The following is a 23,346-nucleotide window of genomic DNA, read 5'->3' on the forward strand; positions in this document are numbered from 1 at the left end:
CTGGAGATGTCTCCCGAGGAAATCCTCCCCGACGCCCTGCTTGAGCGGCTGCGCGGCCGCGCTGCCGGCTACGACCAAAACAACGCGTTCTTCCATGAAGACCTGGAGGAGCTGGCCGCGGCCGGCTACTTGAAACTTTTCGTACCGGAGTCCGACGGCGGATTCGGGCTCGGTCTCGAAGCGGCAGCTGCCTTGCAGCAAAGGCTCGCCACGGCGGCCCCGGCCACAGCGTTGGCCGTCAACATGCACCTGGTGTGGACCGGCGTCGCGCAGGTCATGGCTGCACGAGGCGATAACTCCCTGGACTTCGTCCTCAAGGAAGCGGGGCAGGGGGAAGTCTTTGCCTTCGGCATTTCCGAAGCCGGCAATGATTCGATGTTGTTCGACTCTGGCACCGTCGCCGAGCCGCTGCCCGATGGCGGTTACAAGTTCACGGGCCGGAAGATCTTCACGAGCCTGTCGCGTGGCTGGACCCGGTTGGGCACTTTCGGTAAAGACTCCGACGCCAGGGCCGGAGAGGGGGAGCTGGTGTTCGGCTTTCTTCGACGCGACGAGCCCGGACACGAAACGCTCAGCGACTGGGACACCCTGGGCATGCGGGCCAGCGCTTCGAACACCACGCTCCTGCATGGCGCTGTGGTCCCGGCGGAGCGGATCTTCCGCAAGCTCCCGGCAGGACCTAACAATGACCTGCTGATCTTCGCAATTTTCGCGTGCTTTGAAACCCTTCTCGCCGCGGTCTATACGGGGGTGGCCCAGCGTGCTTTCACTCTTGGTGTAGAGAACGTCAAACGCAGGGTGTCGGCCAAACACGGTGGACGCAGCTTCGCGCAGGACCCTGATATCCGGTGGAAGGTGGCCGACGCCGCACTGGCCATGGATGGCATCGCACCACAAATATCCAGCATTGCCCGCGACGTGGACAACCTGGTGGACCATGGAGCCCAGTGGTTCCCCCGGCTGGTGGGACTCAAATCCCGGGCTACGGAAAACGCGCGCTACGTGGTGGATCTTGCCATCCGTGTCACAGGAGGCTCCAGCTATTTCAGGGGCTCAGAGATGGAACGCCTCTACCGGGACGTCTTGGCGGGCATTTTCCATCCGTCCAACGACGAATCTGCACACAACACCGTGGCCAACGCCTGGTTGGGGCCGCTGGACGGTTAGGAGCCTAGACGGTCCGCTGGACCGAATACACCTTGCGGCGCAGCCAAAAACGGCGGCCACCGCCGAGGTAGAGCACGCTGCGTTCGAGCTCCCACTTGCCGTACTCGGAATGTTCGGCGAGCCGGCGCCGGGCGTCGGGCAGCGAATCGTCAGGTCCCACCGTCAGGACGAGGTACTCGTACTGACGTGCATAGTCTCGTTGACGCTCTACGGAGCTACCCGGAAATTGTTCTCTCATCCCTCTCCATTTTCGTCCTTTTCCGGCTAACGTGAAGGCATGAGCATCGATCCGCGTGTCGCGCTTCAATCATTGACCGCCGCCCTCGAAGAGCACCTGGCTGCGTCATCCGCCCGCCGCGGTGAGGGCGACCCCAATGTCGAGGCCGCTTTTTTCGCTGTTGCCGATGCTTTCGAAGTGTACGAGGACGCACTCTACGAGGCGTATTCCGAGGTTACTCCGCTTCAGGTCTTCGATGACGAGGAAGACGAAGACGACGAGGTGCTCGACGAAGACCTCGAAATCGTCGAGGACTAGGAACGCCATCGACCGGCCGCCTGCGGGCGGCCGGTTTTTTGTGCCTTGACGTCTTGTTGGCAGCGTTTCACGCCCGGATTTCCGGGGTTTTTACTCGTCAGGGCACGTAGTCCCGGCACCCCTGGGTAGGTACTTGCACGTAGGGGTCATAGGTAATCCTGCGCAAAGTTGAGTATCGACTACTGGTGCGCCTTCGGAGCGCCGCGGCTTCACTGATAGGTAGGCAACGGCAGGTCTGTAAAGAGGGCTGACATGGTAAGAGTTCCAGTCTTGCGGTACGGCAAGGCAGCGGCACCCCAGGGTGCGGCTCACGCCCCCGCGGGGTCAGCCTTCCGCGCTCACTCTGCCGCCGCCAACGTCAATCCGCCGGCGTCTCCTTGGATTGGCAAGCCCGCTGCTGCACAGCGGACTGAAAAGGCGGGACTGGCGGCGCTGGGGTCCGATGTCACCTTGGACCCCGTGCCGCCGCCAGTCACCCACCGCCGCGAGCGGGTCAAGGTACCGTTCAAAGACCGTTTGACGTGGACGCGATTCCTGACATACAGCCTCCGGCTCGCTGACACGGCGCTGGTTGCCGGAGCCGTCATCGCCGGGACAGTGCTGAACACCGATGGAATGGGAGGATCTCCCGGAGGGCCGGCGCAGGCCCAACACCTGGCCATGGGGTTGATCCTGGGAGTGGTCTGGTTGGCGGCCTTGGAGGTATACAGGACACGCGATCCGAAAGTCCTCGGTGTAGGCCCCGAAGAGTACAAGCGGGTACTTTCTGCCAGCTTCCGGGTTTTCGGGTTCCTGGGCATCGTTGCGGTGGTTTTCCGTTTGGAGGCAGTCAGTTCCTTTGTCCTGGTCTCCTTGCCGCTGGGCCTGGTGGCCCTGACCGGAAGCAGATGGGGCTTCCGCCGATGGCTGAGCCACGAAAAGTCCAGGGGCCGTTGCCTGTCCCGCGCGATCGTTGTTGGCGAACCCCAGGACGTCAGATACGTCATCAAGCAAATCAATCGAAAGTCCGGCGCCGCCTACGACATCCTGGGGGCCTGCCTCCCAGGTGCCCGCCGCGGTACAGTCCTGGCCGTGGACCACCTGCGCGTACCGGTCTTGTCCTCCATCTACGGCGTGGCGCAAACCGTCCGGCAGACCGGTGCCAACGCAGTGATCGTGGCAGGCCCGGTTCCTGGTGGAAACCAGTTCATCCGCGAACTTGGATGGCGGCTCGAGGAAAATTCCGCTGAGTTGGTTCTGGCAGCAACCTTGACCAACGTGGCAGGACCACGCATCCACTGGCGGCCCGTTGAAGGCCTTCCCCTGATGCACGTTGATATTCCGCACTACTCCGGCGGCAAGCATACGCTCAAGCGGCTGATGGACATCGCGGTATCTGCAGCGGCCTTGTTCGTTCTGGCTCCTGTCCTGCTCGTCCTGGCCGCCATCGTCAAGGCCGACAGCCCCGGGCCTGTCCTGTTCAAGCAGGAGAGGATCGGAAAGAAGGGCACTACCTTCCCGATGCTGAAGTTCCGTTCCATGGTGGTGGACGCCGAGGCACATCTTGAAGCCCTCAGCAGCCAGGATGAGGGCGCCGGTGTCCTGTTCAAGATCCGCGGAGACCCCCGCGTTACCCGGTGCGGCCGCTGGATGCGCAGGTACTCACTGGATGAGCTGCCGCAGTTCTGGAACGTCCTGGTGGGAAACATGAGCCTGGTAGGGCCCAGACCGCCACTGTCACGGGAAGTCAGCGGATACGAGCGCCACACGCACCGCCGGCTGTTGATCAAGCCCGGAATCACGGGATTGTGGCAAATCAATGGACGCTCGGACCTTCCGTGGGACGAGGCAGTCCGGCTGGATCTCTATTACGTGGAGAACTGGTCAATAGCGGGGGACCTCATGATCATGTGGCGGACCTTCCGGGCCATGACCCGACCGTCCGGCGCCTATTAGTAAACGCCCATGCAGTACCTGACAAGAACCGCGCTTTCAGCACAGAAGTCGAGTGGGAAATGAGCATACGAACTATTCCATCAGGACAACGGAACGGCCACGCACTGCGGCCCAGGCTTCGCATTGCAGTGGTCGGAGCAGGCTATTGGGGTCCCAATCTCGCCAGGAACTTGAAAGCCAGCCCTGACTGGGACCTGGTGGCCATTTGCGACCTGGACGTAGAGCGCGGCCTCAGGCTCGCCGAAACGGTGGGTGGCGTGGCCGTCGTCGAATCTTTGGATGAACTGCTGGACACCTACAACCTCGACGCCGTCGCGGTGGCGACGCCGGCTCATACCCATCACGGAGTGGTGATGACGGCGCTGCGCGCAGGCAAGCATGTGCTGGTGGAAAAGCCCCTGGCGGACAGCCGGGCAAAGGGTCTGGAAATGGTGGAAGAAGCCAAAGCCAGGGGTTTGGTGCTGATGGCAGACCATACCTACTGCTTCACCCCTGCCGTTTTGAAAATTCAGGAGCTCGTCGCCACAGGCGCGTTGGGCGATATCCTCTACGTCGATTCGGTCCGCATCAACCTGGGCCTGGTCCAACCGGACGTCAACGTCTTCTGGGATCTGGCTCCCCATGACCTGTCCATCCTGGACTTCGTCCTGCCGGGTGGCTTGCATCCCACAGAGATCGCAGCCCATGGGGCAGATCCGCTGGGTACCGGCCGTGACTGCGTGGGCCATTTGACGTTTGGCCTTCCCAACGACGCCATGGTGCACATCCACGTGAACTGGCTCAGCCCCACCAAGATCCGGCAGATGATCATCGGGGGGTCGAAGAGGACCCTCGTGTGGGATGACCTCAACCCGCAGCAACGCCTCAGCGTCTATGACCGCGGGGTCAGCCTGGAACACCAGCCCCGGTCCACCGCCGACAAGCGGACCTCCGCCATTTCCTACCGCCTCGGCGACACGTGGTCACCTGCACTGCAGGAACGCGAGCCCTTGGGCCAGGTGGTGGCCGAACTCGCAGCGTCCATCCGGAACCACACCATGCCCCGAACCAGCGGTGAATCCGGGCTGCGCGTCCTCTCTGTCCTGGAGGCCGTCACCCAAAGCCTGAGCACCGACGGGCAGTCCACCGTGGTGGCCGGCAACGAGGTCAATCTCCAGGTTGCACGGTGAAACGGCTCCTCGGCGCCAGCGTCCTGGTCACCGGTGGTGCCGGAACCATAGGCTCCACGCTGGTCGACCAGCTGCTCGACGCCGGTGCGGCGCACGTGGACGTCCTGGACAACCTGGTGCGCGGACGCCTCGCAAACCTGGACGACGCCCTGGCCACTGAACGGGTGGACCTGGTGGAAGGTGACCTGCGGGACCGCGACCTGGTACATGATCTCACCCGTGGCAAGGACCTGGTGTTCCACCAGGCCGCCATCCGCATCACCCAATGTGCCGAGGAACCTCGTCTGGCACTTGAAGTACTGGTGGACGGAACGTTCAACGTGCTCGAGGCCGCCGCCCAAAACTCCCCGGACAAGCTCATCCTGGCCTCCAGCGCTTCTGTCTACGGCCAGGCCGAGGAATTCCCCACCTCTGAACGCCACCACCATCACAACAACGACACGTTCTACGGCGCAGCCAAGTCCTTCAATGAGGGAATGGCAAGGAGCTTCCGGGCGATGTCAGGCTTGAACTATGTGGCACTAAGGTACTTCAACGTTTACGGCCCACGGATGGACGTCCACGGGCTGTACACCGAGGTGCTGGTCCGTTGGATGGAGCGGATCGCTGATGGCCGTCCGCCGCTGATCTTCGGCAACGGTCAGCAAACCATGGACTTCATCCATACAGCCGATGTGGCACGGGCCAACGTCCTTGCAGCAGTCAGTGATGTCACCGAGGGCGTATACAACGTAGCCAGCGGAACCGAAACCAGCCTCGCCGGGCTGGCCCAAACGCTGCTGGGGGTCATGGAGTCACCGCTGCACCTTGAGCACGGACCGGAACGGGCCGTCAACGGCGTGGCGCGGCGCCTGGCCGATACCTCGGCCGCACGGGCGGACCTTGGTTTCGAGGCTGCCGTCGGCTTGGAGGATGGACTGCGCTCGCTGGTTGCCTGGTGGCAGCCACTGCGCGATGAGATTGCCGCAGGACGGACCACCAAGAGCCCTGATGTTCCGGTAGTTGGTGCGAGATGACCGCCTCCGGGCTCCACCTGGCACGCATCGACGTCATGAAGCCGTGGCTGGGCGAGGAGGAGGCCCAGGCAGTGGCCGAAGTGATCGCCTCAGGTTGGGTGGCCCAAGGCCCCAAAGTCCGCCAGTTCGAAGAAGCGTTCTGCCTGCTCCAACAGGCAGACTTCGCCGTGGCGACGTCCAACTGCACTACCGCCCTGCACTTGGCCCTTGTAGTGGCCGGGGTGGGCCCGGGTGATGACGTGGTGGTGCCGTCGTTCTCCTTCATTGCCACAGCGAACGCGGCAACGTATGTGGGAGCGCGTCCGGTGTTTGCCGACGTCGACGTCACTACCGGCTGTGTCACCGCAGAAACTCTGCGGGCCGCCCTGACTCCGGCAACCAAGGCCGTGATCGCTGTTGACCAAGGCGGGGTTCCCGTTGACCTGGATCCCATCCGTGCCTTGTGCGATCCCTTGGGCATCACCGTGGTCGAAGATGCTGCCTGCGCCATCGGATCCCGGTATCACGGCCGGCCGGTGGGGGCAGGCTCGGACGTGGCGGCCTGGTCCTTCCACCCACGCAAGATCCTCACCACAGGGGAGGGTGGCATGCTCTCCACCTCACGGCAGGACTTTGCGGATAGATCAAGGCGACTCCGTGAACACGCCATGAGTGTCTCTGCTGCCGACCGGCACGCAAGCATCCTGGCGCCCCCGGAGGAGTACCTCGAGATCGGGTTCAACTACCGCATGACTGATCTTCAGGCCGCCGTCGGTCTCGTCCAACTGGGCCGGCTCCGCGAAGCCATCCAGCGGCGGCGGGAACTGGCCGCCACCTACGCAAACGCCTTCGCAGGCGTTGAGGGCCTCCGGCTGGTCAACGACCCGGACTATGGAACCAGCAACTTCCAGTCCTGCTGGCTGGAAGTCGGGCCGGGGTTTCCCGTGGGACGGGACGGGTTGATATCTCTTTTGGCCGAAGATGGAATCTCCGCGCGTCGGGGGATCATGGCAGCCCACCGCCAACCGGCCTACGCCGGCAAGGACAGCGGTAAGGCAGACCTGGATGCCACAGAATGGCTGACTGACCACACGCTCATCCTGCCCTTGTACCACCACCTTTCCCTGCACGACCAGGTCCGGGTCATCGATTCCGTTCTTCGGGCAGCAGGTCGACTGACATGAGTGAACTTCTCCTCATCGCCGCCAGCGGCCTGGCCAGGGAGGTCCTGGCCATGGTCCGCAGCAACGGGCCCTTTGACGTGATCGGGATACTCGACGACGACGAAGACAAACTCGGGCGGGTGGTGGACGGCGCACACGTCCTTGGCCCCATCCGGGACGCCCTGAAATTCCCTCATGCTCTATTGCTGGTGTGCATCGGATCCGGATCCGGGCGGGAGGCCGTTGTGATGAGGCTCAGGACCCTGGGACTGGATGAAGAGCGTTATGCCACGGCCATTGACCCCTCCGTGCAGATTCCCGAAGGCTGCATGATCGGCAAGGGCAGCATCCTCCTTGCCCATGTGAGCATGACGGCGTCCGTGACGATCGGCAACCATGTAGTAGCCATGCCCGGAGTCACTTTCACCCACGACGACGACATCAGCGACTTTGCGACCTTCGCCTCCGGAGTGTCGCTTGGGGGCAACGTTCACATTGGGCGTGCCGCCTACGTGGGGATGAATGCCAGTGTCCGCGAGCGCACGTCCATCGGCGCGAATGCCACGATCGGGATGGGGGCGGCCGTTCTCACCGACGTACCGGCGGAAGAGACGTGGGCCGGGGTCCCGGCCCGGGTCATCAGGCGGGGAAATTCCCCTGCCTTGGAGGGCATCCAATGAAACTGATGCGGCCTGTTCCCCTGCGGCACCCGGTAAGCGTTTCGGTGGTGGTGCCGTGCTACAACTACGGACACTTCCTGCCTGAGGCTGTTGCCAGTGCGTTGGCCCAGGAGGGCGTGGACGTTGAGGTCATTGTGGTCGATGATGCGTCCACTGATGGCAGCGCCGCCGTGGCGTGGCGGCTGGCCTCCGAGGACCCGCGCATCAGCGTTGTTCTCCACGACAGCAACAAAGGGCACATTGCCACGTACAACGACGGCCTCTCCAGGGCGCGGGGCCGCTACGTGACGCTTCTCTCCGCGGATGATGTGATCGCCCCCGGTGCGTTGGGCCGGGCTGCTGCGCTGATGGAAGCCAACCCCCGGGTGGGAATGGTGTATGGCCTTCCCCGGGACTTCACTGGCGAGCCCCCGGCCCCTTCCTCCCATGACCACAGCACATGGACTGTGTGGGAAGGCCGGGCATGGATTTCCCTGGCGTGCGCCCGTGGAAGGAACTTCATCCTTTCACCCGAAGTGGTCATGCGGACCGCGGCTGTGCTCAGCGTGGGTGCTTACAGCACCACCTTGCCGCACTCCGGGGACCTCGAGTATTGGCTGCGGGCCGCCGGCTCCTGGGATGTGGGCCGGATCAACGGGCCGGTTCAGGCGTTCTACCGTGTCCATGGGGCCAACATGCATCAGACAGAGTTCGCAGCGGCCGCCGTGGATCTCAAGCACCGCTTGGAGGCTTTCCGGGTTCTTGAAGACTCCCGCTTTCCGGGCAACCCGAAGAACCGGGCACGGCAGGTGCAGCGGGCCAAGTGTGCCCTCAGCAAGGAAGCTGCCCGGTTGGGGTTCAGGGAAATCAACCGGGGCGGATCGGTGGAGACCGCAGTCGAGCTCCGTAAATTCATCGAGGGCCTTCACGAGGTTCCCGGGAACATCCATCGGGCCAACGTGTTGCATGCCAGGATCTCCCGGGCAGCCCGTGGACGGAAACCCCGGACGGGACGGCTCGCCGCCGGTTTCGTGCGGAGCCAGCTGGATCGGGTCCGATGGCGGCTATGGGCCATGACGGGAATCTCGTGACCGCCGTCAGCGGCCAGGACCGCACACTGGGCAACCGGGCTGCGAGCGCCACGCTCTGGGGTGGCGTCAATATGGCCCTGGGCCGGATTGTCCAGTTTGCCACCACCATCATCGTGGCCCGGATGATTGCTCCGGAGCACTTCGGGGCGCTGGCGGTTGCCATTGTGGTGCAGACCATCGCCACCAACATGGCCGAGCTCGGTGCGACCGCCGCCTTGGCACGCGGCACCGGGGATCCGGACAAGATCGCCCCTACTGTCTTCTCCATTGCACTGGTCACCAGCGTCGTCATGACCGCGGCAGCCATCGCCCTGGCACCTGCCTTGGCGGCTGCCTTTGATGACCCCGCGGCGACGCCCGTGATCCAGGTGCTCTCGCTCACCATTCTTCTCCAGGGGGTTGGCGCCGTCCCTTCCACCATGGTGTGGCGGGAGTTCCTGCAAAAGCCGCGGGTCGTCGTCGACCTCTGCAGCCTGGTCACCGTGCTGGTGCTGGTGGTGCCGATGGCGTTGGACGGTTGGGGAGCGATGGCGCTCGCCTGGTCCAGGGTGGGTGGGCAGCTGGTGGCCATGGCCGGCTATTGGATCATCACTCCCAAGAGGTACGCCCCTGGCTTTGACCGTGCGGTGGCAGCGGAGATCCTGCGTCTGGGCATGCCGTTGGCCCTGGCCAACCTGGTGGTTTTCGTGACACTGAACGTGGACTATCTCCTGGTAGGCAGGATGCTGGATCCAACCGCATTGGGCCTGTACCTGTTGGCATTCAATCTGGCCGGGCTGCCAAGTTCAGTGATCACTGCGGTCATCCGGGCCACAGCGGTGCCCACTTTTGGCAGGCTCTTCTCCGAAGGAACATTGGGTGTGTTGGCCGCCCGGTTCGTGACCGGGGTTTCCTATGGCGCTTTTCCGATCTCCGCCCTGGTGATAGCGCTGGCCCATCCCTTGATCGTCACCGCCTATGGCGGGGCATGGGCGCCGGCGGGCGTTGCACTTGCCACGCTGGGGGTCTTCGGCGCCACACGGATCCTGGTGGAACTCTTCGCTGACCTGAGCGTGGGTGCAGGCAGGACCGGATGGCTCTTCTGGGTCCAGGTCGCCTGGCTTGCCGCCCTGACCCCGGCCCTTTTCGCCGGCATCACGTGGTGGGGGATTGCCGGGGCAGGGATCGCCCATGCCGCGGTGGCCTGCCTGGTGGTCATTCCCCTCTACGTCACGTCCTTGACCTCGGTCCTGCAGACCAGCGCCTGGCAGCTCCTGCGCGGAAGTGTCCGCCCGTTGGCGGCGGCTGCAGTGGCGGGGGGCTGTGTTTGGCTGGCCACCCAGGGGATAACCAACCCTGCCTTGGCCTTGGTCTGCGGCATAGTGCTCGGTTCGGTCCTGTATGTGCTTCTGACTTTCCGCCAAGGCAAAGAGCTCGTGGTTGAGATCCGTGGGCTGCTCAAGGCCGGGGATGCCACGCCTGAGCCGTCCCCTGCCGGCATTCCCGGAAGCACGGTCCAACCATGATGCCCATCACTCTGTCTGCCGCCCGCCTGGCAGCCCAGCGTGTCCGCCGGGATGGCTGGCGGCCTGTTGCCCGGCTGGTGGCGGCAAGACTGGTCACCTCCGCTGTGGAGGCCTGGCATCTGGCGGAACCGGGCCTTCCCCTGAGGGAGGAAGACATCATGGACTCCAGGCCTCCTGCCCGTCCCGCCCCCGCACCCGTCACCACCGGACGCCTCAGGATCGGCTGGATCTGCACACCGCCGGCGCCCGGTTCCGGGGGACACACCACCTTCTTCCGCATGGTGGAGGAGATGGAAGAGCGTGGCCATCAGTGCACCTTGTTCCTCTATGACACCAACGATGACGACACCAGCCGTCACGAAGAGACTATCCAACGCCACTGGCCGGCGCTGCGTGCCGGGGTTCGCAGCGCCACACATGGGATGGAAGGGGTGGATGCACTCATTGCCAGTTCCTGGCCTACGGCACATGTTGCCGCGGGACGGGCACCGGGCAGCGTCCACCTCTTCTATTTCATCCAGGACTACGAGCCGTACTTCTACCCCCGCGGGTTCCTCTACTCACTGGCAGAGGACAGTTACCGCCTGGGGTTGACCAACGTGGCACTGGGCGGCATGATCGCCGAAGTCATGCAGGAAGAACTCGGCGAAAAGCCCCAAGCCGTTGTTCCGTTCGGATGCGACACCGGCACGTACAGGCTTCCCGCGTCCACTGAGCATCCGCCGCGGTCCGGCGTGGTCTACTACGCCAAGAAGAAGGTGGACCGACGTGGCTACCTCCTGGCCAAGCTTGCCCTGCAACGCTTCCACGCCCTCCAGCCTGAGCAGGAAATCCACATCTACGGAGACAACGTCACTGGGTGGAGCATCCCCGTCACGAACCACGGCAACCTCACCCCGGCGGAATTGAACAGCCTGTACAACCGAACGGTCGCCGGGCTGGCCATTTCCTTCACCAACATTTCCCTGGTCCCCGGCGAGCTCCTCGCCGCAGGAAACATTCCCGTGTTGAACCAAGCGCCCTTCGCTTCAGGACTGCTCAACGACCCGGACGCCGTGTGGGCGCCGGGAACACCCACGGGCTTGGCTGCTGCGCTCGCGGACGTTGTCAGTGCACCGGACATCGAGGAGCGTGCCGCAGCCGTTGCCGGCAGGAAACGACTGGATTGGGCAGATTCCCGTACGTCATTTGCTCACTTCGTGGAAGCCTCCTGTGCCCGGCTCCCGCAAGAGACCCTTCAAGATTCCCTGCGTGGAGGCCTCACATGAGGCGGATGAAGAAGATCCTCATTTTCCCTCCGGCCCGCGAAATCGAGGTACGCGATCTTGAAGGAACGTCGGGCACCGCCGGCCATGTGGGCCTCCTGCTCAAATTCACGGCCTTTGCCGTGTTCTTCTTCCCTTCCAACATGGTGGTCAAACCGATCGGTGCCGTGGGGACGGTTCCGATCATGCTGGCCCTCCTGCTGCTGACTTTTTGGCTCTGCTCGGCATTCTTCGGCCTGCACCATCCACTGCAGACCCGGTATCCGGGACGGCTGGGGCTGGGACTGCTCTGGGTGGGAACGTGTGCGTCCTATGTGGCACTGTTCTCCGGCTTCACCGGTAATACCAACGTTTCGGCCCAAGCTGCGGCCGACCGTTGGCTGATCCTGATCCTGGCCTGCGGCGGGATCGCGTTGGTGGCAAGCGAAGCCGTCCGCACCCTGGACAACGCCATGTCACTGGTCCGGGCCATCCTTGCCGGCGCCTTCTTCTGCTGCCTGGTGGCCTTGGTCCAGTTCCTCTTCCGGGTCAACCCGATGCTCTGGATCCAGGAGGCCATGCCTGGATTCACCGACAACGGAGGAAACACGGCCTTCCAAGTGCGCGGGCTCATGACCCGTGTTGCGGGAAGCACGTTCCATTCCATTGAACTGGCCGTTGTCTGCGCCATGCTCCTGCCTTTGTCCATCTGGCGGGCCATCTATGACCGGACGGGCTACAAATGGTTGCACTGGACGGGTACAGCCTTGCTGATCGTCGCCATCGCCTCCACGGTGTCCCGGTCCGGCGTCCTCGGACTGTTCCTGGGAATGCTGGTGTTCATTCCCTTCCTCCCACGCTCAGCGCGGCGCTGGGCGGTGGTGGCCGCGCCGGCAGCCATGGCGGCACTCTTCGTTGCCATCCCCGGACTGGTGGGGACACTGACGTCCTCCTTCACCGCAGGAGACAGCGACCCCTCCCTCACAACCCGCACCAACAACTACCCCCGCGTGGCCGAGATGTTCGGTGAACTGCCCTTCCTGGGGCTTGGACCCGGAAACTACATGCCGGAGAACGCCCTCTACATCCTGGACAACCAGTACCTCAACTCCCTGGTCACCCTGGGCCTGGTGGGCTTCATCGGCATGGTGGCATACCTGATCCTGCCCGCCGTATCATCCTTCATCGCCGCCCGCGCATCCCGTATCCCTGCCCTGCGCTGCCTGGCAGGAGCGGCCGCGGCTGCCGGCGCCGTGGCAGCAGGCTGCTCACTGACGTTCGACTCCATGGCTTTCCCCGTGTTTGCCCTGATGTACCCCTTTATCGTCGGCCTCGGAGGAGGCGCTTGGATCATGATCCGCCGTGAAATCGAGCTCAGGAAAACCACAGCTCCTGACCTGTTCAAGAACGGTCCGCCCCACGACGGACATCTCCGCAACCCATCAACTCCGAATGTCGAGGCGATCACATGGACCCGGTAGCAGTCATCAAGACGTTGTGGCATCACAAGTTCGTCGTGTTGCCTGTCCTGCTGGTGACGGTGCTGGCGGCCGTCTACGTGTACTCCTTTGCCCCACGCTCCTATGAAGCCAAGGCAACATACGCGATTGTCAATCCAAAAATCCCCACCGCTGCCGAGCTGGAGAAGAACCCGGCCCTGAACCTGCTCAACTCGGACAACCCCTACCTTCGATCAGCGGATTCCTCGTTGATTGCCCAGGTAGTGGGTACCAGGCTGAACGATGACACCACCGGGGATGCCCTCCTCCGGGAGGGACTGAGCACGGACTTCACAGTCCAACGTCCGCCTGCTTCTTTCCTGATCGAGATTGCCGCAGCGTCCGAGACCAAGGACAAGGCCGTTGCCACGGTCAAAGCCCTGGGGTCCCGGCTGGAAGCTGACCTGCTGGCCATCCAGTCCATCAACGGGGCAGATGAGCGCTTCCTGTACACCTCGCTGATGGTTGCCGCGCCCGACAACGCCACCGAGCAGTTCTCCAGCCGTCTCCGCTCACTGATCGTTGTCCTGGTGGCCGGAATCGTACTCACCTTTGGGGCCGTGTCCATAGCCCGGGGCCTGGAAACATCGCGGGTGCGGGCCCGTTCGGCGTCCCCTGCAGGGGAGCGGAAGAAGTCCCGCCGCAAAGGCCATCATGCCCCCGACCCGAACGGGCCTGCAACCGGCGTCCCCGGCCTCGACGAGCTCACCATCCAGGAAATCCTGGCACCCTCCCAGGCAAGCCACAAAACAGAGCGGCTTTTCGCAGCAAACAGCCACGGGAGCGAACCCCTGCGGTCCACCAGCAACGGGAAGTCTCCCGTCAAGGAAACATCTGCCTGAAAGGTAGCCCGTGAAACCAAGGACAGCCGGGGTCCTCGGCGGGACTGTTCTCGCCGGCCTTGCCGTCGCCGTTGCGGCTGCTGCTGCCAGCGGAGTAGGTCCCTTCGCCGGGGCGGCCACACCCGAAGAAGGGCCAAGCAACGCCTCAACAACGTTGGCAGCAGGCCATGAAGGGGTGACGCTGCGCCCCATAGACGGTGGCGCCGACTACTACGGACGGTTCAAGGGCGGCCTCCCAGGCGATCCCTCGTTCTTCCCCATCGCAGTCTGGTTCGAAAGCGTCCTGGACAAAGGAAACATTGCCCTGGACACGGAAGCCGGACTCAACACCTACGTTGAGCTGACCGCCAACTCCGACCTGAACCTGGTGAAGGCGTCGGGCATGTACGCCATACCGACCTTCGAGTCCCCGGACGCCTCCGGCTTCGCCCTCAGCGACGAAGTAGACATGTGGGCAGGGCCCGGCAGTGCTCCCTGGACGGGAAAGTACCCCGGCGAAGGCCCCCTCTGCGTGCCGGAGAGCAGCAAATGCGGGTACACCGTCCAGAACGAGCGGCGCGCAGCAGCACCCCCGGGGGCCATGCTGTACTCCAACTACGGCAAGGGCATCGCCTTCTGGCTCTCCGACGAAGAATCCGTGGAATTCTTCAAAGGAATCCAGGACGTCGTATCCGCAGACACCTACTGGTTCACCGACCCCAGCATCTGCGCCAAAGGCGAAGGCGGTGCGATTGTTAACTACACCCGGGACCTGACACAGGATGAATGCCGCTTGGCAGCCAACTACGGCTGGACCATCGAGCGGGTACGGACCCTGCAGGCCGGCGGCAACGCCACACCCATTTGGGCCTTCGTCGAAGCCGGGCACCCCTTCAAGGACTCCGCCAACGCCACCACCATCACAGCGCCACAGATCCGCGCAGCAGTATGGAGCAGCCTGATCCACGGCGCCAGGGGAGTGATCTACTTCAACCACAACTTCGGCGGCCCCTGCATCTCCCAACACGTCCTCCGCGACTGCGGAGTACAGGTCCGCCCCACCGTGACTGCGCTCAACCAACAAATCACCGCCCTCGCCCCCGTCCTCAACGCCCCGTTCCTCGACGGTGCCACCACTGCCACAGGCCCCGTGGACTTCACCACCAAACTCCACAACGGAAAAGTCCATGTTTTCGCCGGGGCGAACAAGAACGCCGGCGGCCAGGCAAGCTTCCACGTCCAGTGCGGCGGCAGCACCGCCGTCGTGATTGACGAAAACCGGACCATCCCGATGGTGGGCGGCACCTTCACCGACACGTTCTCTGACGGAAACACCGTCCACCTTTACCGCATCGAAGGCGGCGGGAGCTGCGGCTTCTGACTAACGGCTGCTGTCGTCCCGCTCCCAGCCGGCTGACACCGAACGCCCCAACAGCGGACGACGGCGGCCGGCAACGGCGAAGGCCACGTAAACTACGGCGTCAACCGCCGTCAACGGCCCCCTGACGGCGGCAATAAGCTGCCGCACCGTCCGGGACGTCCCAGCCCCACGCTCCTGCCCGTCCTGTTCCGCGTTGCCACGGTAGGCCCGGCGAAGGACAGCCAGCAGGGCTGACCGGGTCCGCGGGGTTCGCACCACCACAGGCACCGTGGGCAGCACAGCCTTCTCCACCCCACTGAAAAGGCGATCCACGTAATAGTCATCACCCGTCAGGATCGGAAACCCACCCAGGCGATCATGGCCAGCCCTGCCCAGGGCGTACGCACCCGCACCCCACAGCCCCTGGGCGTTCGACGGTATCCTGGCCCGCGCCCGATAGTAGGACCGCACCAATGCCGAAGCGCCCACAGTGTCGTAGCGGAACGCCGGACGGGCCGCCAACAGCGGACCGTCCCCCAGTGCGGTCAAGACAGCGTGGACGGCCTCCGTGCTGACCTCGATGTCCGCGTCAAGATAAAGGCGGGGCCAACGCTCCGCCACCTGATCCGCCGCGTTCAAAGCAGCAGACTTCGAAGCCGCCTCTACTTGGAGGACCCTCACCCCCCGGAACCCCGAAGCAACGGTTTCCGTCCCATCCGTGCACCCGTTGCACGCCACAATGACCTCCACAGTGCCCCAAGCAGCCACCCCCTCCAGCGATTGAAGCGTCCGCCCAATGACGGAGGCTTCATTATGGGCGGGGATGATCACCGCACCTGATGGCGGCGCCATGCCCTGTATCAGGGACTGCTGCGCAGCAGACCGTTCGCCGCTGGAAGCATGAGGCAACGCCTTCCACCGCCTCCGGTCCACCACAGCCAAAGCAGCCTCACGATGCCCGGGCCTATTGAGCCGGACAAGCTCCGAAACCAACACCACAGCCCTGAACGCCGCCACCCTGCCCCGGCCGCCATACTTCGCTGCATACCGGACACGATTCACGGACATCAACGCCGTCAACTGCGGCGAAGACCCCGAACCCCCACGTTCATGCCACATCCGGGCCAACGGCTCACACCAGATCGAACGGCCCGCATCACGGACCCTCCGGCAATAGTCCGTTTCCTCCGAATACAAGAAGAACTGCTCATCCCACCCGCCCACGTCCCTGGCAGTATCGGCACTGATCAACAGCGCGGCACCCGTCGCCCAATCAACGCGGTGCGCATGGAGGTAACTCTCGGGATCAAAATCCATCTCAGACAACCACCCCGGCCTGCCCTGCACCCGGCCACCCAAAGCCGCATCACCCAGCGCTCGCAGAACGCCAGGCTCCCGCCGCAGCGATGGGTACACAGTGCCGTCGTCATCCAGCAGGACAGGAACCACCATTCCAGCGCCCGACAGTGCCATCCTTCGACGCATCGCAGCTACCGCACCAGGCTCCACCCGGAGGTCCGGATTCAGGATGAGATACGCGTCCGCGTCTCCGGCCATACGCATTGCGGCATTGATTCCGCCGGCGTACCCGAGGTTGCCCCCAGTGCGTACGGCAGTGATGTCGGGATGCCTCAGTACCTCGTCCATGGTCCGGTCATCGGGGGAGTTGTCCGCCACCACGACCTTGATGGACTGCGCCACCGTTTCTTCCCGCAGGCTGGCAACCAACGCCGGGACGTCCTCGGCGTTGTTGTACGTCACCACCAGCACTGCGACATCGGCCCTTGCCCCTGCCGGGACGAACTGCCCCGGAGCACGGCTGGGCCCGTCCTCCGGGGCGCTGGTAACGGCGGGGGAAAGGCCACCCGCAGCCGAGGCCACCGGGTCAGGCGGGGCGGCACTGCTACTGGAGGTCCTCAGCGTCAGGTAGGCCGCCGGGCCGTCCACCAGGTACCGGCGGGCCAGCCGTCGCGGTTCAAGCATCAGCCGCCACGCCCATTCGAGTCCATGGGTGCTCACCCACACCGGAGCGCGCCTGATCCTGCCGGCGAGGAAATCAACAACCGCTCCGAAGGCCAGCAGGACCTTGGCCCCCGCCAGCTGCCCATATTCGGCAATCCAGAGCTCCTGCCGTGGCTTTCCCAAACCCACCACCAGGACGTCCACGCCGGCGTCAGCGATGTTCGCCGCCAGAAGCGTCGATGCGTGCACATCCACGAGGACGGGACGCTCTGGAGCCCACCAGCCCGCCACCGTCAAACCGGGACGTTCCCGGGCAAACCTCTTCCGGATCAGTTCCTGCGCCTGCGGGCTTCCACCCAGGAAACCCACGCGAAGACCCCGGCGTTCGGCCTCATCCAGCAAGGGTTCCACCACATCGCTGCCGGCCAGCCGTGGCCACACCTGACCCGTGACCCTGGCCGCTTCGGTCACCAATGGCGCGCCGTCGAGCAGTGTCAGCCATTCCACCGGTGCAGGCTGGTCCAGCGTTCCGTTCCACCGGCTACCTGCGCCGAAATGACGGAGGTGGTCAAGATTGGCGGAACAGACGCCCATAGGTTTCGCACCGCCGGACTGCGCACGGTCCATGATCAGCTCCACAGCCCGCTCGAAGTCCATCAGGTTCACCAAGGCGCCACCCAGGTTCACCGATTGCTCTGCGCTGGCTTTGCCTGGGCTGGGGCGGCCTGCGGTGGCGTTGCCCGTCGTGGAGCGGCCTCGGCCGGACCAGCCTTTGGACCGGCGCCCGCGGGGAGCCAGCAGCAGTGCGCTGCCGTTCATCTCCAGGGCGGATGAAGGGTGGGGGAGTGCGTCTTGTCGGGGCGCGATCTTCGGCAGCAGCATTCTCGGCTCTCCAGGCTTCAGGGTCCAGCTCAGGACACAACAATTGAGCCGGCGATCCATGCTGCTGCACTGCCTGGATCGCCGCGGACAGCCAAGGCTGCCCATCCAACGTGTTCACTTGAGTTGTCTCCCGGGCCCACCTGGGGCGGGCTGCCGTACGGCCACTGTAGGCCCTTTTTCCGGACGCCGCTAGGGTTCCAAACCCTCCAAATACTCCGCCAGGCGCAGGTGTGCCGGAGCCGGGTCAAATCCGGTGGCCCGGATCTTCGACAGGTCCAGAACGCTGCTTCGGGGGCGCGGCGCGGTACCGGGCTTGGCATAGTCTGCAGTGCTGACGGGCTGCACCCGGCCGGGATCGGCTCCGCAGTGCCGGAACACATCGCGGGCAATGCCGGCCCAGGATGCCCGCTCGCCGCTGTTGCTGACGTTGTACGTGCCATACGGGGCCTGATGGTCCACCAAGTGGCGGATCGCGGCAGCGACGTCGACGGCGAAGCTCAGCCTGCCCCATTGGTCATCAACCACGGACGGCGAAATCCCCTGGGCGGCCAAGGCGGCCATGGTTCGAACAAAGTTTCGACCCGGGCCCACTACCCAACTGGTCCGCACGATGTAATGCTGCGGAACCGTCGCCGCGGCCACGTCTCCAGCTGCTTTGCTCTGGCCGTACACCCCCAGGGGCGTCAGGTTCTCGTCCTCCCGGTGAACGTCTGCAGTTCCGTCAAAGACGTAGTCGCTGGAAACATGGACCAGCGTCAGTGAATGCTCGACGGCGGTCCTCGCCAAGCGGGCCACGGCAGTTGCGTTGATGGCCCAGGCGGCCTCACGGCCCTCCGCGGTTTCTGCAGCGTCAACTCCCGTGAATGCTGCCGCGTTGATGATGGTGGAGTACTTCCCCCAGTTCCGTTCCGCGAACAATTCAGGGGCAGTGAGATCGAAGCCGGCCCTGTCGGCGAATTCCACGCTGGTCTCTCCGGCATACGCGCTCCGCAAGGCTTTGCCGAGTTGCCCGTCCGCTCCGAGGACCAGCGTCCGCCGCGGCTGCATGGGCTTGACGTCCCGCAAGCGTGGATGGTTCTTGTCCTGGGCCGACAGGACAGCACGGTCCAAGGGAATGGGCCACGGAACGGCCACGTAGTCATCGGCCGCGTTGAGGAAGGTGTAGTCCTTCTGCGCCTCAGCACTCCAGTGATCATTGACCAGGTATGTGTACGCCGTGTCATCGTCCAGGGTCTGGAAGGCGTTTCCAACACCGCGGGGAACGTACACCGCATCCTTGGCCGTCATTTCCGCACAGAACATGGTGCCGAAGCCGGGCCCTTCGCGCAGGTCCACCCACGCGCCGAAAATCCTCCCCGTCGCAACCGAAATGAACTTGTCCCACGGTTCGGCATGGATTCCCCGGGTAGTTCCCCGCGCAGCGTTGAAGGAGATGTTGTTTTGCACCGGCCCGAAATCCGGGAGCCCCAGGTCCAGCATCTTCTTCCGATGCCAGTTTTCCTTGAACCATCCTCGGTCATCCCCGTGAAGCGGCAACTCGAAAAGCACCAACCCGGGGATCGGCGTGGTCCGTGAACGCAGCTGCTGTGCCGGCTCCACGGCTTAGTGACCCTGGCCGGCGTATTTGGATTCCGTTGAGGCTTTCTGGGGCCGCCACCAGTCCTCGTTGTCCCGGTACCACTGAACGGTGGCAGCCAGGCCGGCGTCGAAATCCGAATACCGGGGCGACCACCCCAGTTCACGGCGGAGCTTGCTTGAATCGATGGCGTAGCGGAGGTCATGGCCTGGGCGGTCGGTCACCAGGTCGTAGGCGTCGCTGGGCTGGTTGGTGAGGGACAGCAACTTTTCCACCACCTCCTTGTTGGACCGTTCTCCGTCGGCCCCAATCAGGTAAGTTTCGCCTATTCGGCCACCGTCAAGAATGGCCACCACTGCCGACGAATGGTCTTCGACGTGGATCCAGTCGCGCACGTTGCGGCCATTACCGTAGAGGCGCGGCCGGGTGCCCTCGAGGATGTTGGTGATCTGCCGCGGGATGAACTTCTCAACATGCTGGAACGGACCGTAGTTGTTGGAGCAATTGCTGATGGTTGCCTTGAGGCCGAAGGACCTGACCCATGCCCGTACCAGCAGGTCCGAGCCTGCTTTCGTGGCGGAGTAAGGACTGGTGGGCCGGTAGACGGAGTCTTCGGTAAACCGGCTCGGTTCATCCAGGGCAAGGTCCCCGTAGACCTCGTCCGTGGAGATGTGATGGAACCGGGTGCCGTGCTTTCGAGCGGCTTCGATCAGGGTGAACGTTCCCAGCAGGTTGGTGTCAAGGAAGGGCCGGGGCTCTTCCAGGGAGTTGTCGTTGTGGGACTCGGCAGCAAAATGCACCACTGCATCCACTGCGGCAGTCAACGGATCCACCACCGCGGCATCACAGATGTCACCCTGGACAAATTCGAGGCGTTCAGGTGGCAGCCCGGCAAGGGATTCGAGATTGCCTGCATAGGTCAATTTATCCAGGACCGTGACATGAAGGCCGGTGTGCCCCATGATGTAGTGGACAAAGTTGCATCCGATGAATCCGGCCCCGCCGGTGACAAGGATTCTCTGCATGGCCCTAGAGTAGCCGTCCGCGGCGGGACAGGGCACAGGTGAGGACGGCAGGTTTGCGAGGAATTATTCTTGCAGGTGGGACGGGTTCAAGGCTCCATCCCATCACGCTCGGAATCAGTAAACAGTTGGTTCCCGTGTTCGACAAGCCCATGATCTATTACCCGTTGTGCACACTGATGCTCGCAGGGATCCGCGATGTCCTCGTCATCACCACTCCCGGCGATGCCACCCAGTTCCAGCGGCTCCTGGGCGATGGTTCCCAGTTCGGCATCAACCTTACCTACGCGGAACAGCCGACGCCGGACGGGTTGGCCCAGGCGTTCATCCTGGGGGAGCGGCATATCGGGTCAGGCAAGGTGGCCCTGATCCTCGGGGACAACATCTTCAATGGACCCGGCATGGGCAACCAGTTGCGCCACTTCGTGGATGTCGATGGCGGTGCCATCTTCGGCTATTGGGTCAAGGATCCGTCCGCCTACGGTGTGGTGGAGTTCGACGACGACGGCCTGGCAGTATCCATTGAAGAGAAACCGTCCATGCCCAAAAGCAATTACGCCGTCCCCGGCTTGTACTTTTACGACAACACCGTGGTTGCCATGGCCAAGGACCTCAAACCCTCCCCGCGCGGGGAACTGGAAATCACGGACATCAACAGGAAGTACATGGACCTTGGCCGGTTGCACGTACAGAAGTTCCCCCGCGGAACCGCATGGTTGGACACCGGCACCTTCAGTGACCTGAACGATGCTTCAAACTACGTTCGCACCACTGAGAACCGGCAGGGCTTGAAGATCGGCGCACCGGAAGAGGTGGCGTGGCGGATGGGCTACCTGAACGACGACGAACTTCGCCAGCAGGCTGCCAAGCTGGCCAAGAGCGGGTACGGCAACTACCTGCTGGACATCCTGGACCGCCAATAGACCGGGCTACGGGGCCGAAACGTCCTCCAGGGCGCGTCCTATCTCCGCAGGCAAGGCCGTCAATTGTGCGTCCAGCAGTTCCTTGAGCTGGACGGCGTTCCTCGCCCCGACGATTGCCGTCGCGACACCGGGGCGTGAGAGCAGCCAGCTCAATGAAACATCCAGGGGGGTGCGCCCCAGCCCGCGGGCGGCCATGGCCACCGCTTCCACCACACGCGAAGCCCTCGGTTCCAGGTACGGCTCAACATAGGCGGCGAGGCGGTTCTGCGCGGCGCGGGAGTCCGCTGGAATCTGTCCACGGTATTTGCCGCTAAGGACGCCCCGGCCCAACGGCGCCCACGCCATAAGACCCAATCCGGCGTCTTCCACAGCAGGGATCAGTTCGTCTTCGGCCTTCCGCTGGACCAGGGAATACTCCGACTGGTTGGCTACCAGGGTGAATCCGGCCACGGCAGCGGCTTTGGCGGTCTGCCAGCCGTTGTAGTTGGAAATTCCCACGTACCGGGCGCGGCCGGTCCGCTGGGCCAGTTCCAGCGCTGAAAGGGTCTCATCAAGAGGTACGTTGGCATCCCACTCGTGGGCGAACCAAATGTCGATGTAGTCGGTTCCCAGCCTTGCGAGGCTGGCATCGAGCGCGGACAGCATGGCCCCGCGTGATGCATTGATGCTGCGCCTTGAGTCCGACGACGACGCGCCGGCTTTGGTGGAGATGACCAGTTCGGAGCGGGCCACGACGTCGCCCAGCATGGAACCCAGCATTGCCTCGGCCTGGCCTTGGGCATAGGAGGCTGCCGTGTCGACCACCGTGCCGCCGGCAGCGACAAAAGCGTGGAGAACTTCGGCAGCGTCCTGCTCATCGGTCTCCTGTGCCCAGGACATGGTTCCAAGGGACAAAGAGGACACGCGGAACCCACTGTTCCCGACATAACGCTGCTGCATAGCTGCTAGCTTACGGGGAGTTCCCAGTCTTCATGACGTAGGGTCTATTCACGTGAACTGGATAGAAGCAGCCTTGCTGGGCCTGGTGCAGGGCCTCACCGAATTCCTCCCGATCTCTTCGAGCGCACACCTGCGGATCGTCGGCTCATTCCTCCCGAATGCCTCCGATCCCGGTGCCGCGTTTACTGCCATCACGCAGCTGGGAACCGAAACCGCCGTCATCGTCTATTTCTGGCGCGACATCGTGAGGATCGTCCGCGCCTGGTTCGGGTCCCTCACCGGCAAAGTCGAACGCAGCAATCCCGATGCCCGTATGGGGTGGCTCGTCATCCTGGGCAGCCTCCCGATCATCGTGCTGGGCCTGCTGTTCCAGGATCAGATCGAGTCGGTGTTGCGCAGCATGTGGATCGTCGCCACCATGCTGATCGTCTTCGGCATGATCCTGGCTGTCGCGGATGCGATCGGGCGGCAGGAGAGGGATCTCACACAACTGACGTACAAGCACGGCATCCTGTACGGGTTCGCCCAGGCCATGGCCTTGATTCCGGGGGTCTCCCGCTCCGGTGGAACCATCACGGCCGGGCTCCTCATGGGCTACACCCGTGAAGCCGCTGCCCGGTATTCGTTCCTGCTGGCCATCCCGGCTGTCTTCGGCAGTGGCCTGTACCAGCTGTACAAAACGGTTTCCAATGATGGCCTGGCCGGTCCTTACGGCTTGGCGGAGACTGCCATGGCTACGGTCATCGCTTTCGTGGTGGGCTACATCATCATTGGCTGGTTCCTGAAGTTCGTCTCCACCCGCAGCTACCGGCTGTTCGTCTGGTACCGGATCCTCCTGGGCCTGGCCTTGTATGTCTTGCTGTATTTCAATGTCATCAGTGCCTAGCACTAAGGTTGAG

At 63.7% G+C, this 23,346-nt stretch carries 20 protein-coding genes; 15 read left to right on the forward strand and 5 right to left on the reverse strand.

Features of this window, described 5'->3' with window-relative positions:
* Nucleotides 1–6 precede the first annotated feature (6 nt).
* Complete coding sequence (locus tag AB4Y77_RS04695) at nt 7–1,167, forward strand: acyl-CoA dehydrogenase family protein (protein WP_311213337.1); 1,161 nt, start codon at nt 7–9, stop codon at nt 1,165–1,167.
* A 4-nt stretch (nt 1,168–1,171) separates the two neighbouring features.
* On the opposite strand, the gene AB4Y77_RS04700 is transcribed toward AB4Y77_RS04695, so the two are convergent.
* Nucleotides 1,172–1,405: a DUF5703 family protein gene (locus AB4Y77_RS04700; RefSeq protein ID WP_011774832.1), complete on the reverse strand. Its 234-nt coding sequence runs from the start codon at nt 1,403–1,405 to the stop codon at nt 1,172–1,174.
* Nucleotides 1,406–1,444: 39 nt separating this feature from the next.
* Between AB4Y77_RS04700 and AB4Y77_RS04705 the strand changes: the two genes are divergently transcribed.
* From AB4Y77_RS04705 to AB4Y77_RS04760, 12 genes are all read left to right on the forward strand, one after another.
* Nucleotides 1,445–1,702, forward strand: a complete 258-nt coding sequence (locus AB4Y77_RS04705) for a hypothetical protein (protein ID WP_311213338.1) — start codon at nt 1,445–1,447, stop codon at nt 1,700–1,702.
* A 252-nt stretch (nt 1,703–1,954) separates the two neighbouring features.
* Nucleotides 1,955–3,637 (forward strand): sugar transferase, encoded by a 1,683-nt coding sequence (locus AB4Y77_RS04710; protein ID WP_442013106.1) that lies wholly within the window; start codon nt 1,955–1,957, stop codon nt 3,635–3,637.
* 59 nt (nt 3,638–3,696) lie between these two features.
* Nucleotides 3,697–4,806 carry a Gfo/Idh/MocA family protein gene (locus tag AB4Y77_RS04715; protein WP_311213340.1) on the forward strand — a complete coding sequence of 370 codons (1,110 nt, stop codon included), beginning with the start codon at nt 3,697–3,699 and terminating at the stop codon, nt 4,804–4,806.
* Nucleotides 4,803–5,822 (forward strand): NAD-dependent epimerase/dehydratase family protein, encoded by a 1,020-nt coding sequence (locus AB4Y77_RS04720; RefSeq protein WP_442013107.1) that lies wholly within the window; start codon nt 4,803–4,805, stop codon nt 5,820–5,822. The genes AB4Y77_RS04715 and AB4Y77_RS04720 overlap by 4 nt, the downstream gene beginning before the upstream one ends.
* Complete coding sequence (locus tag AB4Y77_RS04725; protein ID WP_442013108.1) at nt 5,819–6,985, forward strand: DegT/DnrJ/EryC1/StrS family aminotransferase; 1,167 nt, start codon at nt 5,819–5,821, stop codon at nt 6,983–6,985. The genes AB4Y77_RS04720 and AB4Y77_RS04725 overlap by 4 nt, the downstream gene beginning before the upstream one ends.
* On the forward strand, nt 6,982–7,644 hold the full coding sequence (locus AB4Y77_RS04730) for an acetyltransferase (RefSeq protein WP_442013109.1): 663 nt from the start codon (nt 6,982–6,984) through the stop codon (nt 7,642–7,644). Before AB4Y77_RS04725 ends, AB4Y77_RS04730 begins: the two co-directional genes overlap by 4 nt.
* The gene (locus AB4Y77_RS04735; protein WP_442013110.1) at nt 7,641–8,714 is read left to right on the forward strand and encodes a glycosyltransferase family 2 protein; all 1,074 of its coding nucleotides are present in this window, start codon (nt 7,641–7,643) and stop codon (nt 8,712–8,714) included. The genes AB4Y77_RS04730 and AB4Y77_RS04735 overlap by 4 nt, the downstream gene beginning before the upstream one ends.
* Nucleotides 8,711–10,219, forward strand: a complete 1,509-nt coding sequence (locus AB4Y77_RS04740; protein WP_311213345.1) for an oligosaccharide flippase family protein — start codon at nt 8,711–8,713, stop codon at nt 10,217–10,219. The genes AB4Y77_RS04735 and AB4Y77_RS04740 overlap by 4 nt, the downstream gene beginning before the upstream one ends.
* The gene (locus tag AB4Y77_RS04745) at nt 10,216–11,487 is read left to right on the forward strand and encodes a glycosyltransferase family 1 protein (RefSeq protein WP_442013111.1); all 1,272 of its coding nucleotides are present in this window, start codon (nt 10,216–10,218) and stop codon (nt 11,485–11,487) included. The genes AB4Y77_RS04740 and AB4Y77_RS04745 overlap by 4 nt, the downstream gene beginning before the upstream one ends.
* Complete coding sequence (locus AB4Y77_RS04750) at nt 11,484–12,944, forward strand: O-antigen ligase family protein (protein WP_311213347.1); 1,461 nt, start codon at nt 11,484–11,486, stop codon at nt 12,942–12,944. The genes AB4Y77_RS04745 and AB4Y77_RS04750 overlap by 4 nt, the downstream gene beginning before the upstream one ends.
* Nucleotides 12,932–13,804: a chain-length determining protein gene (locus AB4Y77_RS04755; protein WP_442013112.1), complete on the forward strand. Its 873-nt coding sequence runs from the start codon at nt 12,932–12,934 to the stop codon at nt 13,802–13,804. The genes AB4Y77_RS04750 and AB4Y77_RS04755 overlap by 13 nt, the downstream gene beginning before the upstream one ends.
* Nucleotides 13,805–13,814: 10 nt before the next feature.
* Entirely contained in the window at nt 13,815–15,164 is a 1,350-nt protein-coding gene (locus tag AB4Y77_RS04760; RefSeq protein WP_442013113.1) for a hypothetical protein, read from the forward strand.
* On the opposite strand, the gene AB4Y77_RS04765 is transcribed toward AB4Y77_RS04760, so the two are convergent.
* The 3 genes from AB4Y77_RS04765 to rfbB all read right to left on the reverse strand — a co-directional run bounded on the left by AB4Y77_RS04765 (nt 15,165) and on the right by rfbB (nt 20,588).
* Nucleotides 15,165–17,987: a WecB/TagA/CpsF family glycosyltransferase gene (locus AB4Y77_RS04765; RefSeq protein WP_442013114.1), complete on the reverse strand. Its 2,823-nt coding sequence runs from the start codon at nt 17,985–17,987 to the stop codon at nt 15,165–15,167. It abuts the gene before it with no gap.
* Between the two features lie 189 nt (nt 17,988–18,176).
* Nucleotides 18,177–19,586 (reverse strand): sugar nucleotide-binding protein, encoded by a 1,410-nt coding sequence (locus AB4Y77_RS04770; protein WP_442013115.1) that lies wholly within the window; start codon nt 19,584–19,586, stop codon nt 18,177–18,179.
* Between the two features lie 3 nt (nt 19,587–19,589).
* Nucleotides 19,590–20,588 carry a dTDP-glucose 4,6-dehydratase gene (gene rfbB, locus AB4Y77_RS04775; RefSeq protein ID WP_442013116.1) on the reverse strand — a complete coding sequence of 333 codons (999 nt, stop codon included), beginning with the start codon at nt 20,586–20,588 and terminating at the stop codon, nt 19,590–19,592.
* Between the two features lie 53 nt (nt 20,589–20,641).
* Between rfbB and rfbA the strand changes: the two genes are divergently transcribed.
* Nucleotides 20,642–21,508 carry a glucose-1-phosphate thymidylyltransferase RfbA gene (gene rfbA, locus AB4Y77_RS04780; RefSeq protein WP_442013117.1) on the forward strand — a complete coding sequence of 289 codons (867 nt, stop codon included), beginning with the start codon at nt 20,642–20,644 and terminating at the stop codon, nt 21,506–21,508.
* 6 nt (nt 21,509–21,514) lie between these two features.
* Here rfbA and AB4Y77_RS04785 read toward each other — a convergent pair whose 3' ends face one another.
* Nucleotides 21,515–22,447, reverse strand: a complete 933-nt coding sequence (locus tag AB4Y77_RS04785) for an aldo/keto reductase (RefSeq protein WP_442013118.1) — start codon at nt 22,445–22,447, stop codon at nt 21,515–21,517.
* A gap of 52 nt (nt 22,448–22,499) precedes the next feature.
* Here AB4Y77_RS04785 and AB4Y77_RS04790 point away from each other — a divergent pair, with 52 nt between their 5' ends.
* Nucleotides 22,500–23,333 carry an undecaprenyl-diphosphate phosphatase gene (locus tag AB4Y77_RS04790; protein ID WP_089595127.1) on the forward strand — a complete coding sequence of 278 codons (834 nt, stop codon included), beginning with the start codon at nt 22,500–22,502 and terminating at the stop codon, nt 23,331–23,333.
* Nucleotides 23,334–23,346: the final 13 nt, after the last annotated feature.

The sequence above is a fragment of the Paenarthrobacter sp. YAF11_1 genome, assembly GCF_052113445.1.
GTDB lineage: Bacteria > Actinomycetota > Actinomycetes > Actinomycetales > Micrococcaceae > Arthrobacter.